Genomic DNA, 14,980 nt, shown 5'->3' with positions numbered 1-14,980 from the left:
CCGGTCCGCCCGGTCCGGAGCTCGAGCGGCCTCAGGCGTCGCTCGGTGCGGGGCCCTGAGGCCCAGGGAAGGCATCGCGCCGCGCCGCTCACCGGCGCGCGGCGCGGGCCTCGTCCGTCGTCACCAGCTTCAGCGTCTCCCACACGGGCCAGCCGACCAGCCACACGGTGAGCACGAGGCCGAGCCGCGGCAGCCACTCCAGCAACGACCCGCCACCACTCTCGGCGAGAGCGGCGGCACCGAGGAGCAGGACGGCGCTGACCCCCGCGGCGACGCAGGCGAGGCCGAAGTCGCGCCACTCCTTGCGCACCCGCTCCGGCGTCCCGCTCGCCGGCCGCGGCACCGGAGCCGGCCCACCGGCGAATCGGTGCGCGACCCGCACGTCCGCCCAGCGGACCATCGCGTGGCCGAAGGCGACGGACACCCCGAGATAGACGGCGGCCAGCCCGTGGGCCTCCTCGGGCTCCGCCCCGCGGCGCAGGTCCGCGACGGTGAAGGCGAGCAGGGCCAGGTCGACCAGCGGGACCGCGGCGAGCACGGCTGCGCCGGCGGTCCGCAGCCGCAGGGCGTAGCGCAGCAGCAGGCCGGCGGCGAGCACGACCCAGAACCCGACCTCGCACGCGACGATCGCGGCCACGAGCACGGCGCCCCCTTTGGTAGTACGACTGTGCGAAAAAGAGCTTAGCCGCACAGCTGTGCTACAACAAGCGAGTGCCCCGGGTCGTCGATCACGCGCGCCGCCGGGCCGAGATCGCCGAAGCCCTGTGGCGGGTCGTGCGCCGCGACGGCATCACCGCGACGTCGGTGCGCGGCGTGGCGGCGGAGGCCGGGACGTCGCCGAGCGCGCTGCGCCACTACTTCACCACCCAGGACGAGCTGCTCGGCTTCGCCCTCCGGACGCTCATCGAGCGGGTCGCGTCCCGCCTCGCCCCCGAGCTGCCCGGCCTCGAAGGCCGCGACGGCGCCCTGCGCATCCTCGGCGAGGTCCTCCCGATGGACGAGGAGCGGCGCGCCGAGGTCGAGGTCTACCTCGCCTTCGTCGCCCGGTCCACCACGGACCCCGCCCTGCGCGCCGTGCGCGACGACGTGGACGAGGCGACGCGCGCAGCGGTGGCGTACGCCCTGCAGCTGCTCGAACGGGCCGGCGAGCTCGGCGCGGGCCGCAGCGCAGCGGCGGAGGCGGACCGGACGTACCCGCTCGTGGACGGCCTCGCCGTGCACGGCACGCTGTGGCCGGAGCGCTATCCCCCGGCCCACTTGCGCCGGGTGCTCGAGCACCACCTCGACGAGCTGTCAACGGCGCTCAGCAGCTGAAGGTCCGATCACGTACTCGGTTTCACGATTCCGTGTTCGTAGGCGTAGATCACCGCGTGCACCCGGTCGCGCAGCCCGAGCTTGAGGAACACGTTGCTCACGTGGGTCTTCACCGTGTGCTCGGTGACGTACAGCTCGCGGGCGGCCTCGGCGTTGGACAGCCCGCGCGCCAGCAGCTCGAGCGTGTCCCGCTCCCGGCCGGTCAGCACGTCGACTCCGGGCGCTGTCGTGCGCGGCACGGGCCGGCTGCGCACGAAGTCGGCCAGCAGCCGGCGCGTCACGGTCGGGGCGAGCAGCGCCTCACCGGCGGCGACGACGCGCACGGCTGCCACGAGGTCGTCCCGGCCGACGTCCTTGAGCAGGAACCCGCTCGCCCCCGCCGCGAGCGCGTCGTAGACGTACTCGTCGAGGTCGAACGTCGTCAGCACCAGGACCTTCGTCGCGGGCAGCACCGACGCCAGCTCGCGCGTCGCGGCGATCCCGTCCATGCGCGGCATCCGGATGTCCATGAGCACGACGTCGGGCGCCGTCTCGCGCGCGAGCGCCACGGCCACGGCGCCGTCGCCGGCCTCGCCCACGACCTCGAGGTCGTCCTGAGCCTCCAGGATCATGCGGAACCCGGCCCGCACCAGGCCCTGGTCGTCGGCGAGCAGCACCCGGGTCACGAGTACGCCTCGGCGAGCCCGGCCGGCTGCAGGGGCAGCCTGGCGCGCACGGCCCACCCGTCACCGTCTCGCGGGCCGGCGTGGAGCGACCCGCCGACGACGGCCACCCGCTCGCGCATCGCCACCAGCCCGAGGCCGCTGCCCGGCGTCGGCGAGTCCGCGCCAGGGCCGTCGTCGAGGATCTCGACCGCAAGGCACTCCGGCTCGTACGCGAGCCGGACCACCGCGCGCGCCGGCCCGGCGTGCCGGACGGCGTTCGTCAGCGACTCCTGCACCAGCCGGTACGCCGACACGTCCACCGCGGGCGGCAGCGGTCGTACGTCCCCCGCAACCTCGAGCCGGGCGTCCAACCCCGCGGCGCGCGCACCGGCGACGAGCTCGTCGATGCGGTCGGCCCCCGGCTGCGGCGCCAGCGGGGCGGCGGGCGCGTCCGGGCCGACGTCGCTGCGCAGCACGCCGAGCAGACGGCGCATCTCGACGAGCGCCGCCTTCCCCGTCGCGCTGATGGAGTCGAAGGCGGCGACGGCCCGGGCCGGGTCGCGCTCGACGACCACGGGGCCTGCCTCGGCCTGCACCACCATGAGCGAGACGTGATGGGCCACGACGTCGTGCAGCTCACGGGCGATGCGGTTGCGCTCGGCGACGACGGCCGCCGCGGCCTCGGCCGCCCGCGTGCGCTCCAGCTGCGCGGCGCGCTCCTCGAGCCGGGCGGCGCGCTCCCGGCGACCGCGGGTGCTGTCGCCGAGCAGCCAGGCGCTGGCGAAGAGCAGGACGTTGACGACGACGTCCTGGGCGTCGGCCCGGGCGTCGACCGCGAGCGCGACGGCCAGCGCGGCCGTTGCGATGCCCGCGGCCGCGAGCGCCAACGGCCGGGCGGCGTACGCGGCGGCGGTGTAGAGCCCGACGAGGCCCGCCGCCTGCACCGGCGGGTCGGGCAGCGTGGAGAGGCCGGTGGCGACGGAGAAGGCGCCGGTGACGCCGGACGTGAGGAACGGGAGGCGGCGGCGCCACACGAGCGGCAGCGCGCTGCCGACGGCCAGCAGGTAGCCCCACCAGGGGTAGGAGCGGCAGTCGCAGTCGGGGTTGCGCAGGGCCGGCTGGAGCAGCAGGACGAGGGCGACGACGGCGATGCCCACGTCGACGAGCCGGTCACGTCGGAGGGCCTGGCGGTTCACGCCGTGATCGTGGCAGCTTCCGCGCGCCGGTGCCTCCCCCTCGCGAGGGAGGCCCGGGCGTACGCGTCAGTCGGCGGGCGTCTCGGCGGCCGCAGCATCCTCCTCCGGCTCGAAGCTCGACGCGTTCGACGGGTCGAGCCCGAGGGCGATCCCGGAGTCCCCGAGCGGGGCCTCCGGCTGCGGGTCGGCGCCCGCCTCGAGGTCCCCGTCGACGAACTGCTGGGGCTCTTCGCTGCTGCTGGTCATGCAGGCCCACCTCCGGTGGCTACGCGCAAACCGTGCTCTTCGCCGTGCACCTGCCCGGTCAGTGGCTCGGTCACGCGTGCGCCCCGCGTTCCGCGGCCGACGAGGGCGGAGACGGTCAGCACGACGAGGCCCGCGACCGCGAGCCCGGCGCCCACCCATGCGGGCGCGGTGTAGCCGTAGCCCGCAGCGATCACGAGGCCGCCGAGCCAAGCGCCGAGGGCATTCGCCACGTTGAGGGCCGAGTGGTTGAGCGCCGCCGCGAGTGACTGCGCGTCGTCGGCGACGTCCATGAGCCGCGTCTGCAGCGCCGGGATCATGGCCGATCCCGTGCCGCCGAGCAGCAGCACGGTGAGCGCGGCGGGAACGGGGTGGTGCACCGTCCAGGTGAACAGCACGAGCGTGAGCACGACCGACGTGAGCCCGAGGTAGACGGTGCGCATGACGGACCAGTCGGCGAGCCGGCCGCCGAGCAGGTTGCCGAGGGTCATGCCGATGCCGAACAGTGCGAGCACGATGGGCATCGAGCTCTCGGCGATGCCGGACAGCTCCGTCATCGTGGGCGTGATGTAGCTGTAGACCGCGAAGAAGCCACCGAAGCCGACGGCTCCCGTCAGCAGCGCCAGCCAGACCTGCAGCCGCTTGAGCGCCCCCAGCTCCTGGCGCGCGCTCGCGCCGGCGAGCACCGGCACGTCCGGCACCCAGCGCGTGATCGCGAACAGGGTTGCCACGCCGATCGCCGTCACGACCAGGAAGGTGCTGCGCCAGCCCATCGTCTGGCCGACCGCCGTGGAGACCGGCACGCCGACGACGTTCGCGACCGTCAGGCCGAGCATCATCATCGACACGGCCCAGCCGCGGCGCTCCGGCGCGACGAGCGACGCCGCGACGACGGAGCCGATGCCGAAGAACGCGCCGTGCGGCAGGCCGCTGAGGAAGCGCGCCGCCAGCAGCGTGTCGAACGTCGGAGCGAGGGCGGACGCCAGGTTGCCGACCGTGAACGCCGCCATCAGCGCGAGCAGCATCGTCTTGCGTGGCAGCTTGGCGCCGAGCACCGCGAGCAGCGGGGCGCCGACCACCACACCGAGGGCGTAGCCCGAAACGAGGTGGCCGCCGCTCGGGATCGAGGCGTCGACGCCGCGGGCGATGTCGGGCAGCAGGCCCATCGTCACGAACTCGGTCGTGCCGATGCCGAAGCCACCGAGCGCGAGCGCGAGCAGGCTGAGCGCGAGGCGGGGCCGCCGCTGTGCCGGTGCCCGCGAGGAATGGTCGAGGTCCTGCACAGTCGGGTCCTTCGCGTCGATGGCGTGCGTACTACGCCACCGCGGTGTGACGTGCTGTTGTCGGGCAACGATGCGCGGGCGGCGGCAATTCCGCCCGCGCACCGGCTCAGCGCTTGAGCGCCTTCTGCAGCCGCGCCGCCGCCTTGACCGCAAGGGCCTGGGCCGACGGCACCGGTCCGGCGAAGACCGTGGTGTTGATCGAGGTCACGACGGGCCCCCGCCGGATCAGCACGGTGGCGCCTCTGGCGGGCACCTTCTCGCCGTTGTCGTCCACGACGGTGGACGTCGTCAGCGCCAGGGACTCCTCACCCTGGCGCGGCATCGACAGCGGCTTGTAGCGCACGGTCATCGTGACGCCGTCGCCGACCTCGTAGCTCACGGTGGTGCACTTCTTCGCGAGCGCCCGCTCGACGGCGAGGAAGGCCTTGGCCCCCGCAGGCGACGCGAACTGGGTGGCGCCGTTCACGATCGTGGCAGCACCACCGCCGCGCACGAACGTCGCGAGCGCGTTGCCGGTCACGTGCGTGGCCCCGGTCTCGGCGTCGAGCCACTGCTTGGAGCAGTCGTCGACGGGGCGCAGCCCGTCGGCGACGCCACCCGTCCCACCGCCACTGACCGCCCCGGACGCCTTCGAGAAGCCCTTCGGCAGCTCCTTGGCCGTCAACAGCACGGTCTCGAGCTGAGCGGGCTTGAGCTGCGCGGCCTGCGCCGGCGTGGCCGCGGCCACCGTGGCCGCCGACACCAGCACCGCGGTGGCGGCGAGCGCGCGCGCCGGGCGCGGCAGGGCGTACGTCATCGAGGCTCCCCCGTCGTGATGAGACGCGCCCGTTGCCCGGGCGCACCGGCGCAGGAGCGTACGCGGTCGGGGCGCCGCCCGCCCAAGCGACGGGCGGCGGCCCACCCGTCAGGCGTCGCGGCGCTTGACCAGCCAAGCGCCGATCACGAGCAGGACCAGCCACTGGAGGGTGAAGGCGGCGTAGCCGCTCCACGGCCCGATGCCCTCGGTGGAGGAGACCGTCTCCATGATGTGGGTCCCCGCGTTGGACGTGAACCACTTGCTGATCTGCTCGCCACCCAGGGCGTCGGGGATGAGGCCGATCAGCGGCGGCACGACGAGCAGCAGCGCCACGGCCGTGGTGATCGCGCCCGCGCTGTGCCGGAGCAGGGTCCCGAGGGCAAAGCCGAACATCCCGCAGCCGACGACATAGAGCGCGCCGCCGATGATCACGCGCGGGACCCCGGGATCGCCGAGGGAGACGTCGATGTCGACCGAGGCGAAGAAGAGCTGGCCGATGAAGAACGCGACGAAGCAGGTCACGAGGCCGACGACGAAGGCGACCACGGCCAGGACGAGCGCCTTGGCCGCCAGCACGTTGAGGCGGCGCGGGACCGCCGTGAACGTGGAGCGCACCCCGCGGGTGGAGTACTCCGCCGTGACGACGAGCGCGCCGAGGACGGCGATGACGAGCTGGCCGAAGAACAGGCCCGACAAGGACGCGTTGGCCGGGTCGAGGTCGGACCGCTCGGACGCGTCGAGCTGGTCGTAGCTCTCGGAGATCCCCCACGAGAACAGCGTCGTGATGCCGATCGTCACGACCACGAGGGCGAGGACCGCCCAGGCCGTCGAGCGCACGGACCAGAACTTCACCCACTCAGCGCGCAGGACGTTGACGAAGGTCACGCCGCCGGCCTGCTGCTGCTGGGGGCGCTGGGCCACCGGGGCGCTCACGCGGCACCGCCGGGGACGGAGCCGGAGGCCGCCGTCGGCACCTCGGCGTGGTACTCGACGCTGTCTCGGGTGAGCTCCATGAACGCCTCCTCAAGGGACGAGCGTTGCTGGAACAGCTCGTGGATGGTGATGCCGCGGCTCGCGGCCAGGTCGCCGACCTGGTCGGTGGCCACCCCGGACAGCTCGAGGTAGCCGTCGACCTGCCGCGTCTGCGTGCCACGCTCGGCCAGCGCCCGGGCGAGCTGATCGGCCTGCGGGGACCGCACGCGCACGGTCGTCGCGGAGTTCTGCGCGATGAAGTCCTTGGTGCCCATGTCGGCGAGGAGCTTGCCGCGGCCGATCACGATCAGATGGTCGGCCGTGAGCGCCATCTCGCTCATGAGGTGGCTCGAGACGAAGACGGTCCGGCCACCGGCCGCGAGGGACCGCATGAAGTTGCGGATCCAGAGGATGCCCTCGGGGTCGAGGCCGTTGACCGGCTCGTCGAACATGAGGACATCCGGGTCGCCGAGCATGGCGGCGGCGATGCCGAGCCGCTGGGACATGCCGAGGCTGAAGCCGCGGATCCGCTTCTTGGCCACGCCCGTCAGGCCGGTCAGCTCCAGCACCTCGTCGACGCGGCGCTTGGGCAGCCCGTTCGAGAGCGCCAGCACGGTCAGGTGTGCGCGCGCGGTGCGGCCGCCGTGGACGTCCTTGGCGTCCAGCAGCGCGCCGACCTCCCGCAATGGCACCTTGGCCGCCGTGTAGGGCTGCCCGTTCACGAGCGCCTGACCGGACGTCGGCCGGTCCAGCCCCAGGATCATGCGCATCGTCGTCGACTTGCCGGCGCCGTTCGGGCCGAGGAAGCCGGTGACGATCCCCGGTGAGACCGTGAAGGACAGGTCGTCGACGGCCTTCTTCGAGCCGTAGACCTTCGTGAGGCCACGGGCCTCGATCATGCGGGACTCCCCTCGTCACCGTCCGCCGCTGATCCACCCTAGGGAGTGGACGGCCGGGAGCCCAAACGGGTTCAGCCGCCGGGCGCGTACGGCCCCGGCGGCTAGTCCGGTCCTGCTGGGGACTCGCGGGTCGGAGCCGCGGCGTCAGAGCGAGGGCGCGGGCGACGCGCTGTCGGTGAAGTTGACCGTGACCTGCTCGTAGCCCAGCGCCTTGATGAGCTGGGTCAGCATCTGCCGGGTGTTCTCCTCCGTGCGCGGCAGCAGGTCCTGGTCGGCGGCGGCCGCGGCCGCGAGCTTCTGCTGGCCCAGGCTGTAGAACTCGCTGTCGTTGCCGCCGTCACTCAGGGCGCTCAGCGACCGGTCGACGACGCCGCGCTCGCGGGAGACGACGTGGCTGCGCTCGGCGTCGAGGCGCGCCTCGCCCCGGTGGGCGTGGGGCAGGGTCACGGTCACGGACTTGCCGTCCTCGGACACCGAGACCGCATCGCCGCCGATCTTGTCGAAGTCGACGATGCCGTCGACGCTGCCGGCGGCGGTGAAGAGGGTCCGCTGCCCGGCGACGAAGGACGGGACGTACTTGTAGTCCTTCTCGATCTCGACGATCTGCTCGTAGTTCGCGCGCGCGCCGGTGTACTGGTTCAGGTCCTCCAGCGCCTTCACGATCGCCGGCCCGCTCCGGTCCACGGTCGTGGAGGCGAACGGGTTGCTCAGCCCGCCCCAGAGCCCGATGCCACGCAGGGCGGCCAGCAGCACGGCGGCGACGACGAGCGCGAGCACGGCGAAGGCCCCGAGGCGGAAGCCGCTGCGGGCGCGACGGGCGGAGGAGGAGAACACAACGGCGGCCAATGCGGCTCCCTGTCAGAGCGGGAAGGGGCGGTCGCGATTCCCTCTCTACAGCCCGGGACGCTCGGTGGCTATTCCACCGCCGCGGCCGCGGTGGGCTGCCCGGCCACCTCGGCGTGCAGCTCCTGCTCCACGATGCTGCGGACCACCGCCGCCGCCGCCGTGTCGCAGCCGACGGAGGCCGGGTCCGGCTGCGCCTCGAGCTCCCCGACCCGGAAGGCCAGGTAGCTCGAGGCGTACCTCTGCATCGCCTGGGCGTACGCCTCCAGCGCGACGTCCGAGGCGACCTTCACCCGCCCCCGCCCGTCGTCGTCGATGGACACCGGGGTCGTCATGCGCTCGTCGAGTCTCGACACGTCCGGGTCGTTCCCCGAACCGCGCCGGGTCTACCGCGTCAGCCGGCGTCGTCGAGATCGTCGGCGTCGTCCCGGTCGTCGCGGTCCTCCAGGTCGCTGCCCGCGCCCGCGGCGCTCAGCGGCCCGACGTCGAGGACGCGGACGACCGCCGTGCCCTCCTCGTCGGAGGCGGCGAGGTCGACCTCGGCCCGGATGCCCCAGTCGCGGTCGCCCTCCGGGTCGTCGAAGACCTGCCGGACGGACCAGGTGCCGGGGCGCTCGGCGACGTGCAGCAGCGCCGGTCCGCGGGCGTCCGGCCCGGTGCCGAGCGAGGGGTACTCGGCGAAGTAGGCCTCGACCGCGTCGCGCCAGCGCTCGAACCCCCACCCCGCCGCGCCGTCGAGCTCGCCGAGCAGGTCGTAGCGGCGCAGGGCGGCGAGCTCGACCCGGCGGAAGAGCTCGTTGCGGACCATGACGCGGAAGGCCCGGACGTTCGCGGTCACCCCCGTGACGCGGTCGCGGAAGGAGGCCGCCGCGGCGGCCTCCACCTCCGTGGGGTTGGTCAGCTCCTCCCACTCGTCGAGCAGGCTGGAGTCGACCTGCCGGACCAGCTCGCCGAGCCAGACGATGAGGTCCTCGAGCTGCTCGGTCTTCGCCTCGTCCGGGACGGTCTGCGCCAGCGTCTTGTACGCGTCGGCGAGGTAGCGCAGCACCAGCCCCTCGGAGCGGGCGAGGCTGTAGAGGTTGACGTACTCGGTGAACGTCATGGCCCGCTCGTAGAGGTCGCGGACGACCGACTTCGGCGAGAGCTCGTAGTCGGCGACCCAGGGGTGGCCGCGCCGGTAGATGTCGAACGCGGCGCCGAGCAGCTCCTCCAGCGGCTTCGGATAGGTCACGTCCTCGAGCAGCTCCATGCGCTGGTCGTACTCGATGCCGTCGGCCTTCATCTGCGCGACGGCCTCGCCCTTGGCTTTGGACAGCTGGGCCGCCAGCACCTGCCGTGGGTCGTCCAGCACGCTCTCGACGATCGAGAGCACGTCCAGCGGGTACGTCGGCGACTCGCGGTCCAGCAGCTCCAGCGAGGCGAGGGCGAAGGGCGACAGCGGCTGGTTGAGCGCGAAGTTGGCCTGCAGCTCGACGGTGAGCCGGACGGTGCGCCCGTCGGGCAGCGGCTCCGGCAAGCGCTCGACGACGCCCGCCGCCAGCAGCTCACGGTAGATCGAGATCGCCCGCCGGATGTGCTCGCGCTGCTTGGCCGGCGTCTCGTGGTTGTCGGTGAGCAGGTGGCGCATGGCTTCGTACGGGTCGCCGGGCCGGGCGATGACGTTGAGCAGCATGGAGTGGGTGACCTTGAAGCTCGACGTCAGCGGCTCCGGGTCCGCCGCGACGAGCTTCTCGAAGGTGCGGTCGCTCCAGGAGACGAAGCCCTCCGGCGGCTTCTTGCGCACGATGCGCTTCTTCTTCTTCTCGTCGTCGCCGGCGCGCGCGAGCAGGCGCGCGTTCTCGATGTCGTGGTCGGGCGCCTCGACGATGACGGTGCCGGCGGTGTCGTAGCCCGCCCGCCCGGCGCGGCCCGCGATCTGGTGGAACTCGCGCGCCTTCAGGTGGCGCATGCGGGTGCCGTCGTACTTCGCCAGCGCGGTGAGCAGGACCGTGCGGATCGGGACGTTGATGCCGACGCCGAGGGTGTCGGTGCCGCAGATGACCTTGAGCAGGCCGGCCTGGGCGAGCAGCTCGACCAGCCGGCGGTACTTCGGCAGCATCCCGGCGTGGTGCACGCCGACGCCGTGCCGGACCAGCCGCGAGAGGGTGCGGCCGAAGCCCGTGGTGAAGCGGAAGCCGCCGATGAGCGCGGCGATCTCCTCCTTCTCCTGCTTGGTGCACATGTTGACGCTCATCAGCGACTGCGCCCGCTCGATCGCGCTCGCCTGCGTGAAGTGCACGACGTAGACGGGAGCCTGCTTGGTGCTGAGCAGCTCCTCGATCGTCTCGTGCAACGGCTTCGTCACGTAGTAGTGGTGCAGCGGGACGGGGCGCTCGACCGAGCTGACGACGGCGGTCGGCCGGCCCGTACGCCGGGTCAGGTCCTCCTCGAACCGCGTCACGTCGCCGAGGGTCGCGGACATGAGCAGGAACTGGGCCTGCGGCAGCTCGATGAGAGGCACCTGCCAGGCCCAGCCTCGGTCCGGGTCGGAGTAGAAGTGGAATTCGTCCATCACGACCTGGCCCACGTCGGCCGTGGCACCTTCGCGCAGCGCGATGTTGGCCAGGATCTCCGCCGTCGCGCAGATGATGGGCGCACCCGGGTTCACGCTTGCGTCGCCGGTCATCATGCCGACGTTCGAGGCGCCGAACGTCGAGCAGAGGGCGAAGAACTTCTCCGACACCAGCGCCTTGATGGGCGCTGTGTAGAACGTGCGTCGTCCTTCGGCCATCGCGGCGAAGTGCGCGCCCGTCGCCACGAGGCTCTTGCCCGACCCGGTGGGCGTGGCCAGGATGACGTTCGCGCCCGTCACGACCTCGAGGAGCGCCTCCTCCTGCGCGGGGTAGAGCGCGAGCCCCGCGTCGGCGGCCCACGCCTCGAACGTCTCGAACAGGACGTCCGGGTCGGGCGCGGGCGGGATGCGGTCGGTGAGGCTCACCCTCCCCATCCTCGCGTACGCGGCGCTCCGCCACGCGGGCACGGCCCGGACCGAGCGGGTCGCCCGTCGACTTCGGCCCGCGGCCCCACCTCGGACCGGGGGCAGCGGGGCCGAGGCGGGGGCCGAAGTGCGCGGCCGCACGCGTCACCCGACGACGTCGTCGGCCTCCAGCCGCAGCAGAGCCTCCACGTCGAGCCCCATCGAGGCGAAGTTGCCCTCGATCTCGAGGCTGACCAGCCCGTGCAGCCGCGACCAGAGCCGGACCGCCTGCAGCGCCGTCGCCGGCTCGACGTGACCGACCCCCCGCCGCCGCGCCCAGCCGCCGAGCTGCGTACCGAGCGCCCGCGGTGGGGCGGGCGCGGGAGGCCCGGGGGCCGCCAGCAGCTCGACTAGCACGTCCATCGCCGCCTGGGACGCCGCGACGAGCGGCTCGGACTGGGCGTCGTAGCCGGGCAGCGGCGCGCTGAACAGCAGCCGGTAGCGGTGCGGCTCGCGCAGCGCCCACGCCCGGTACGCGGCGGCCAGCGCCGCCACCCGGCCCGGCCGTGAACGGCGTCGGGCCGCTTCGACCGCGGCGCGCAGCTCTGCCGCGAGATCACCGTAGGCGTCGACGATGAGCTCGGTCAGCAGCTCGTCGCGGCTCGCGAAATGCCGGTAGACCGCGGGTCCCGTCAGTCCGATTTCCTTGCCGAGCGCGTTGACCGAGACCGCTCCGGGGCCGCCCTCTCGCAGCCGCCGCAACGCGGCGCGCTTGATCTCCTCCCGCGTCCGCGCCTTCTGCTCGGCACGTCCGCCCGCCGTCTCCTGCATCGCGGCCTCCGTTTGACAGCCACCCTCTCCTGGGCGCACCGTTGAGTTAGAGCCTATAACTGACCTGGACGGGAGAAGCAGATGACACTCCACGTGGTGCTGGGATCGGGGCCGGTCGGGCGGACCGTCGCGGCAGAGCTCCTGCGAGCCGGCGCAGACGTGCGCATCGTCGACCGGCGCGGCGAGGAGGCCGTCCCCGGCGCGGAGCCGTGCGCCGCCGACCTGCGCGACCCTGACGCCGCTGCCAGGGCCGTCTCCGGCGCGGACGTCGTCTACCACGCCGTCAATGTGGCGTACGAGCTCCAGGTCGAGGTGATGCCGCAGGTGCAGCGCGCGGTGCTGGCCGGCGTCGCGGCCGCGGGCGCGCGGCTCGTCGTCATGGACACGCTCTACCCCTACGGCCCCACCGGCGGGGCCCCGATGACGGAGAGCACGCCGTGGAACGCGACCTCGCGCAAGGGACGGATGCGTGCCGAGCTCGACGCGGCATACCTCGAAGCCCACGCGGCCGGGCGGGCCCAGGTGTCGCTCGGGCGGGCGGCGGACTTCTTCGGGCCCGGCGTCCTCGTGTCGAGCCTCGGCGGCTTCTTCTTCCCCGCCGCCCTCTCGGGCGGGACGGCGCTGGCCTTCGGAGACCTCGACCTGCCGCACAGCTACAGCTACATCAAGGACGTGGCCCGGGGGCTCGTCCTCCTCGGCGCGCACCCCGAGCACGCGGGCCGCGTCTGGCACCTGCCCACCGCACCGGCGCTGTCCACCCGCGAGGTGCACGGCCTGGTCCGCGAGCTGACCGGCCGCGCCTTCGACGTGGAGGCGCTCGACCCGCTGCGCCCGTGGGGCGCGCTCGACGAGGTGTTCGTGCGGGAGTACGAGGAGCTCTTCTACCAGTACCTCGAGCCGCAGATCATGGACTCGTCGGCGTTCGAGGCCGCCTTCGGCGTCTCCCCCACCCCGTTGCGCACGGCGCTGCAGGAGACGGTCGAGTGGTACGCGCGACAGCCCGTCCCCGCTCACTGACGGCGCCCCGAGCGCGTGAGGAAGCCCGCTGCGACGAGGACGAGCGCGCCCACGGCCCAGGCCTCGCCGAGCGCCCACGCGGCGTAGACCGCGAACGCCGACAGCTCGCTGCCCAGCCCGGCGACGGACGTGACGGTCGCGCGGGCGGGGCCGCGTACCTCGTCCTGCAGCCGCGCCTCGGCGAACACGAGCACGTAGCGGTAGAGCCCGTAGAACACGGCGACGGCGGCCATCCCACCCGCGCGGTGGGCCAGGGCGGCGGCCAGCAGCACGACGGCGGCGGTGCCGAGGACACCACCCAGCCGCCGCGCGCCCGGCGGGCGCCGGCGCCCCGCGACGAGCGCCCCCAGGGCGCCCGCCAGCGGGATCGCGACCATCGCCAGCGGGACGGCCGCGGTCGGCACCCCCCACGCGCGGGCGAGCAGCGGGAAGTACTCCTCGAACGCGTCGAGCCCCTCGAGCAGCGCGACGACGAGCACCGCCGACCGCAGCGGCGGGGACGACGCGGCCTCGGCGACGCCCGCCCGCAGCAGATCGACGTACCCGGGCTCCGGCTCGTCGTCCTCAGCGGTCGGCGCCTCGGGGAGCCGCAGCGCCACGGCCGACGACGCGAGGCACAGCGCGACGCTCACCCAGCCGGCGAGCGCGTAGCCACCGACCGCGAAGAGCACCGTCGCGCCGCCCGCGGCAGGTAGCTGGGCGAGCAGCCCGGCCGCCCGCACGTGCCCGAGGAGCCGCGGGTACGCCGCCGCCTCCCCGCGGGCGGCCAGCCCGTCGTAGACCAGCGCCTCGAAGGCCCCCGAGGCGAGCGCGCCGCCGAGGCCCCACAGCACGAAGCCGGCGGCGAACCCGGCAAAGCCGGGGAGGGCGATCCAGAGCACGTAGCCGAGCGCCTGCAGCACCCCCGCGACCGCCAGGGCCGTGCGCCGCGAGAAACGGTCGGCCAGCGCGCCGGTCGGTACCTCCGCAACGATCCCGACCGCGGACCAGACCGCGAGCAGGACCGAGATCTGCGCGCCGTCGAGCCCGCTGTCGGCGAAGAGCAGCGCGTAGAGCGGGTAGATCGGCAGGACGTCGGAGAGCACCGCCCAGGCGAGGGCCCGCCGGGCGAGCCGGCGCGTGCCGGCTGGGTCGGCGTCGGTGTCGGCGTCGAGGGCGAGGGCCGGGCGTCAAAGGAACGGCATGCAACGCACAATAGGGACCTGCCGACCGCGCCGCACGCGCGTTTTCGCGCGTGGTGACGGGAGGACGGCGATGATCGACGGCCGTGGGCAGCGGACGCGCCGGTCGGGCGTCCCCCGCGGCTACGCGCTCGCGGGCCTGGTCGCCGTGGCGGTGCTGCTCGTGCTCTTCGTGGCCGTCGAGCTCGTCCGGCCCGAGATCCTCACCGACCCCTCGCCATGGATGGACGAGGCAGGCCCGGTCGCCGCGGTCGTCGGCGTGACGCTGCTCGTGGTGGACGTCCTCGTGCCCGCGCCGTCGAGCGTGGTCATGACCGCGCACGGCGCGCTCTTCGGCATCCCGCTCGGCGCGGCGCTCTCGCTGCTCGGAGGCACCGGCGCCACCCTCGCGGCCTTCGCGCTGGGCCGCCGCGGACGCGGGGCGGTCGAGCGCCGCGTACGCCCCGCGGAGCGCGCGCGGGTCGCCGCCCTGCTCGACCGCTACGGCGTCCTCGCGCTCGTGGTGACCCGGCCCGTGCCGATCGTCGCCGAGACCGTGGCCCTGCTGGCCGGGACGACGACGATGCCCTGGCGCAGGGCGCTCCTCGGCGGCGTGCTCGGCAACATCGTCCCCGCCCTCGTCTACGCCGTCGTCGGCGCGCAGGCCCGCAGCATCGCCGAGCAGGCCGTCGTGCTCGTGCTCGTGCTGCTGCTGTCGCTCGCGCTGTGGCTCGTCGCCCGCCGCCGCACCGCCACCCCGCCCCCCCCCGCCCGCTGACTCCCGCGCCCCCATCCCCGCGCTGATCATGCACATGTGGCGAGTTGT

General features: G+C 73.8%; 15 protein-coding genes and 1 pseudogene. 3 read left to right on the top strand and 13 right to left on the bottom strand.

Translation table 11 applies throughout. The annotated features are described in order from the left end of the window. Positions 1-88: 88 nt before the first annotated feature. Positions 89-643 (bottom strand): hypothetical protein, encoded by a 555-nt coding sequence (locus G9H71_RS14870; protein ID WP_166283197.1) that lies wholly within the window; start codon positions 641-643, stop codon positions 89-91. A gap of 68 nt (positions 644-711) precedes the next feature. Between G9H71_RS14870 and G9H71_RS14865 the strand changes: the two genes are divergently transcribed. Further along, positions 712-1,314 (top strand): TetR/AcrR family transcriptional regulator, encoded by a 603-nt coding sequence (locus G9H71_RS14865; RefSeq protein WP_166283195.1) that lies wholly within the window; start codon positions 712-714, stop codon positions 1,312-1,314. Between the two features lie 8 nt (positions 1,315-1,322). Here the strand turns inward: G9H71_RS14865 and G9H71_RS14860 are convergent, their stop codons facing one another. The 11 genes and pseudogenes from G9H71_RS14860 to G9H71_RS14810 form a co-directional block, all read right to left on the bottom strand. After that, the gene (locus G9H71_RS14860; RefSeq protein WP_196792131.1) at positions 1,323-1,925 is read right to left on the bottom strand and encodes a response regulator; all 603 of its coding nucleotides are present in this window, start codon (positions 1,923-1,925) and stop codon (positions 1,323-1,325) included. Between the two features lie 50 nt (positions 1,926-1,975). Then, positions 1,976-3,154: a sensor histidine kinase gene (locus tag G9H71_RS23855; RefSeq protein ID WP_166283191.1), complete on the bottom strand. Its 1,179-nt coding sequence runs from the start codon at positions 3,152-3,154 to the stop codon at positions 1,976-1,978. 66 nt (positions 3,155-3,220) lie between these two features. After that, positions 3,221-3,400, bottom strand: coding sequence for a hypothetical protein (locus G9H71_RS14850; RefSeq protein ID WP_166283189.1), 180 nt, complete (start codon positions 3,398-3,400; stop codon positions 3,221-3,223). Further along, the gene (locus G9H71_RS14845; protein ID WP_331273016.1) at positions 3,397-4,680 is read right to left on the bottom strand and encodes an MFS transporter; all 1,284 of its coding nucleotides are present in this window, start codon (positions 4,678-4,680) and stop codon (positions 3,397-3,399) included. Before G9H71_RS14845 ends, G9H71_RS14850 begins: the two co-directional genes overlap by 4 nt. Before the next feature lie 106 nt (positions 4,681-4,786). Beyond that, positions 4,787-5,476 (bottom strand): sensor domain-containing protein, encoded by a 690-nt coding sequence (locus tag G9H71_RS14840; RefSeq protein WP_166283187.1) that lies wholly within the window; start codon positions 5,474-5,476, stop codon positions 4,787-4,789. A gap of 108 nt (positions 5,477-5,584) precedes the next feature. Beyond that, entirely contained in the window at positions 5,585-6,409 is an 825-nt protein-coding gene (locus G9H71_RS14835) for an ABC transporter permease subunit (RefSeq protein WP_166283185.1), read from the bottom strand. Further along, on the bottom strand, positions 6,406-7,347 hold the full coding sequence (locus G9H71_RS14830) for an ABC transporter ATP-binding protein (RefSeq protein WP_166283183.1): 942 nt from the start codon (positions 7,345-7,347) through the stop codon (positions 6,406-6,408). The genes G9H71_RS14835 and G9H71_RS14830 overlap by 4 nt, the downstream gene beginning before the upstream one ends. A 144-nt stretch (positions 7,348-7,491) precedes the next feature. Then, on the bottom strand, positions 7,492-8,193 hold the full coding sequence (locus G9H71_RS14825; RefSeq protein ID WP_166283181.1) for a DUF4230 domain-containing protein: 702 nt from the start codon (positions 8,191-8,193) through the stop codon (positions 7,492-7,494). 68 nt (positions 8,194-8,261) lie between these two features. Beyond that, positions 8,262-8,546, bottom strand: a complete 285-nt coding sequence (locus G9H71_RS14820) for a hypothetical protein (RefSeq protein WP_166283179.1) — start codon at positions 8,544-8,546, stop codon at positions 8,262-8,264. A gap of 110 nt (positions 8,547-8,656) precedes the next feature. Next, a pseudogene (locus G9H71_RS14815) lies at positions 8,657-11,167 on the bottom strand (DEAD/DEAH box helicase); the annotation flags it as partial. Between the two features lie 144 nt (positions 11,168-11,311). Further along, positions 11,312-11,977 (bottom strand): TetR/AcrR family transcriptional regulator, encoded by a 666-nt coding sequence (locus G9H71_RS14810; RefSeq protein WP_166283175.1) that lies wholly within the window; start codon positions 11,975-11,977, stop codon positions 11,312-11,314. A gap of 81 nt (positions 11,978-12,058) precedes the next feature. On the opposite strand from G9H71_RS14810, the gene G9H71_RS14805 reads away from it, so the two are divergent. After that, positions 12,059-12,994 carry an NAD-dependent epimerase/dehydratase family protein gene (locus tag G9H71_RS14805; protein ID WP_166283173.1) on the top strand — a complete coding sequence of 312 codons (936 nt, stop codon included), beginning with the start codon at positions 12,059-12,061 and terminating at the stop codon, positions 12,992-12,994. Here the strand turns inward: G9H71_RS14805 and G9H71_RS14800 are convergent. Next, a complete protein-coding gene (locus G9H71_RS14800; protein ID WP_331273015.1) occupies positions 12,988-14,079 on the bottom strand; it encodes an MFS transporter in 1,092 nt (363 codons plus the stop codon). The genes G9H71_RS14805 and G9H71_RS14800 overlap by 7 nt on opposite strands. Positions 14,080-14,248: 169 nt before the next feature. Here G9H71_RS14800 and G9H71_RS14795 point away from each other — a divergent pair, with 169 nt between their 5' ends. Further along, positions 14,249-14,932, top strand: a complete 684-nt coding sequence (locus G9H71_RS14795; protein ID WP_166283171.1) for a TVP38/TMEM64 family protein — start codon at positions 14,249-14,251, stop codon at positions 14,930-14,932. The last annotated feature ends 48 nt before the right edge of the window (positions 14,933-14,980 follow it).

It is taken from the genome of Motilibacter deserti, from assembly GCF_011250635.1.
GTDB classification, from domain to species: domain Bacteria; phylum Actinomycetota; class Actinomycetes; order Motilibacterales; family Motilibacteraceae; genus Motilibacter_A; species Motilibacter_A deserti.
Note: the sequence above shows the minus strand (reverse complement) of the source record. Positions and strands in the feature narration are given on the sequence as shown.

Coding starts and splice junctions, on each gene's coding strand:
- G9H71_RS14860 (WP_196792131.1), bottom strand. CDS start 1,925: ATGATCCTGGAGGCTCAGGACGACCTCGAGGTCGTGGGCGAGGCCGGC.
- G9H71_RS14850 (WP_166283189.1), bottom strand. CDS start 3,400: ATGACCAGCAGCAGCGAAGAGCCCCAGCAGTTCGTCGACGGGGACCTC.
- G9H71_RS14840 (WP_166283187.1), bottom strand. CDS start 5,476: ATGACGTACGCCCTGCCGCGCCCGGCGCGCGCGCTCGCCGCCACCGCG.
- G9H71_RS14830 (WP_166283183.1), bottom strand. CDS start 7,347: ATGATCGAGGCCCGTGGCCTCACGAAGGTCTACGGCTCGAAGAAGGCC.
- G9H71_RS14810 (WP_166283175.1), bottom strand. CDS start 11,977: ATGCAGGAGACGGCGGGCGGACGTGCCGAGCAGAAGGCGCGGACGCGG.
- G9H71_RS14805 (WP_166283173.1), top strand. CDS start 12,059: ATGACACTCCACGTGGTGCTGGGATCGGGGCCGGTCGGGCGGACCGTC.
- G9H71_RS14795 (WP_166283171.1), top strand. CDS start 14,249: ATGATCGACGGCCGTGGGCAGCGGACGCGCCGGTCGGGCGTCCCCCGC.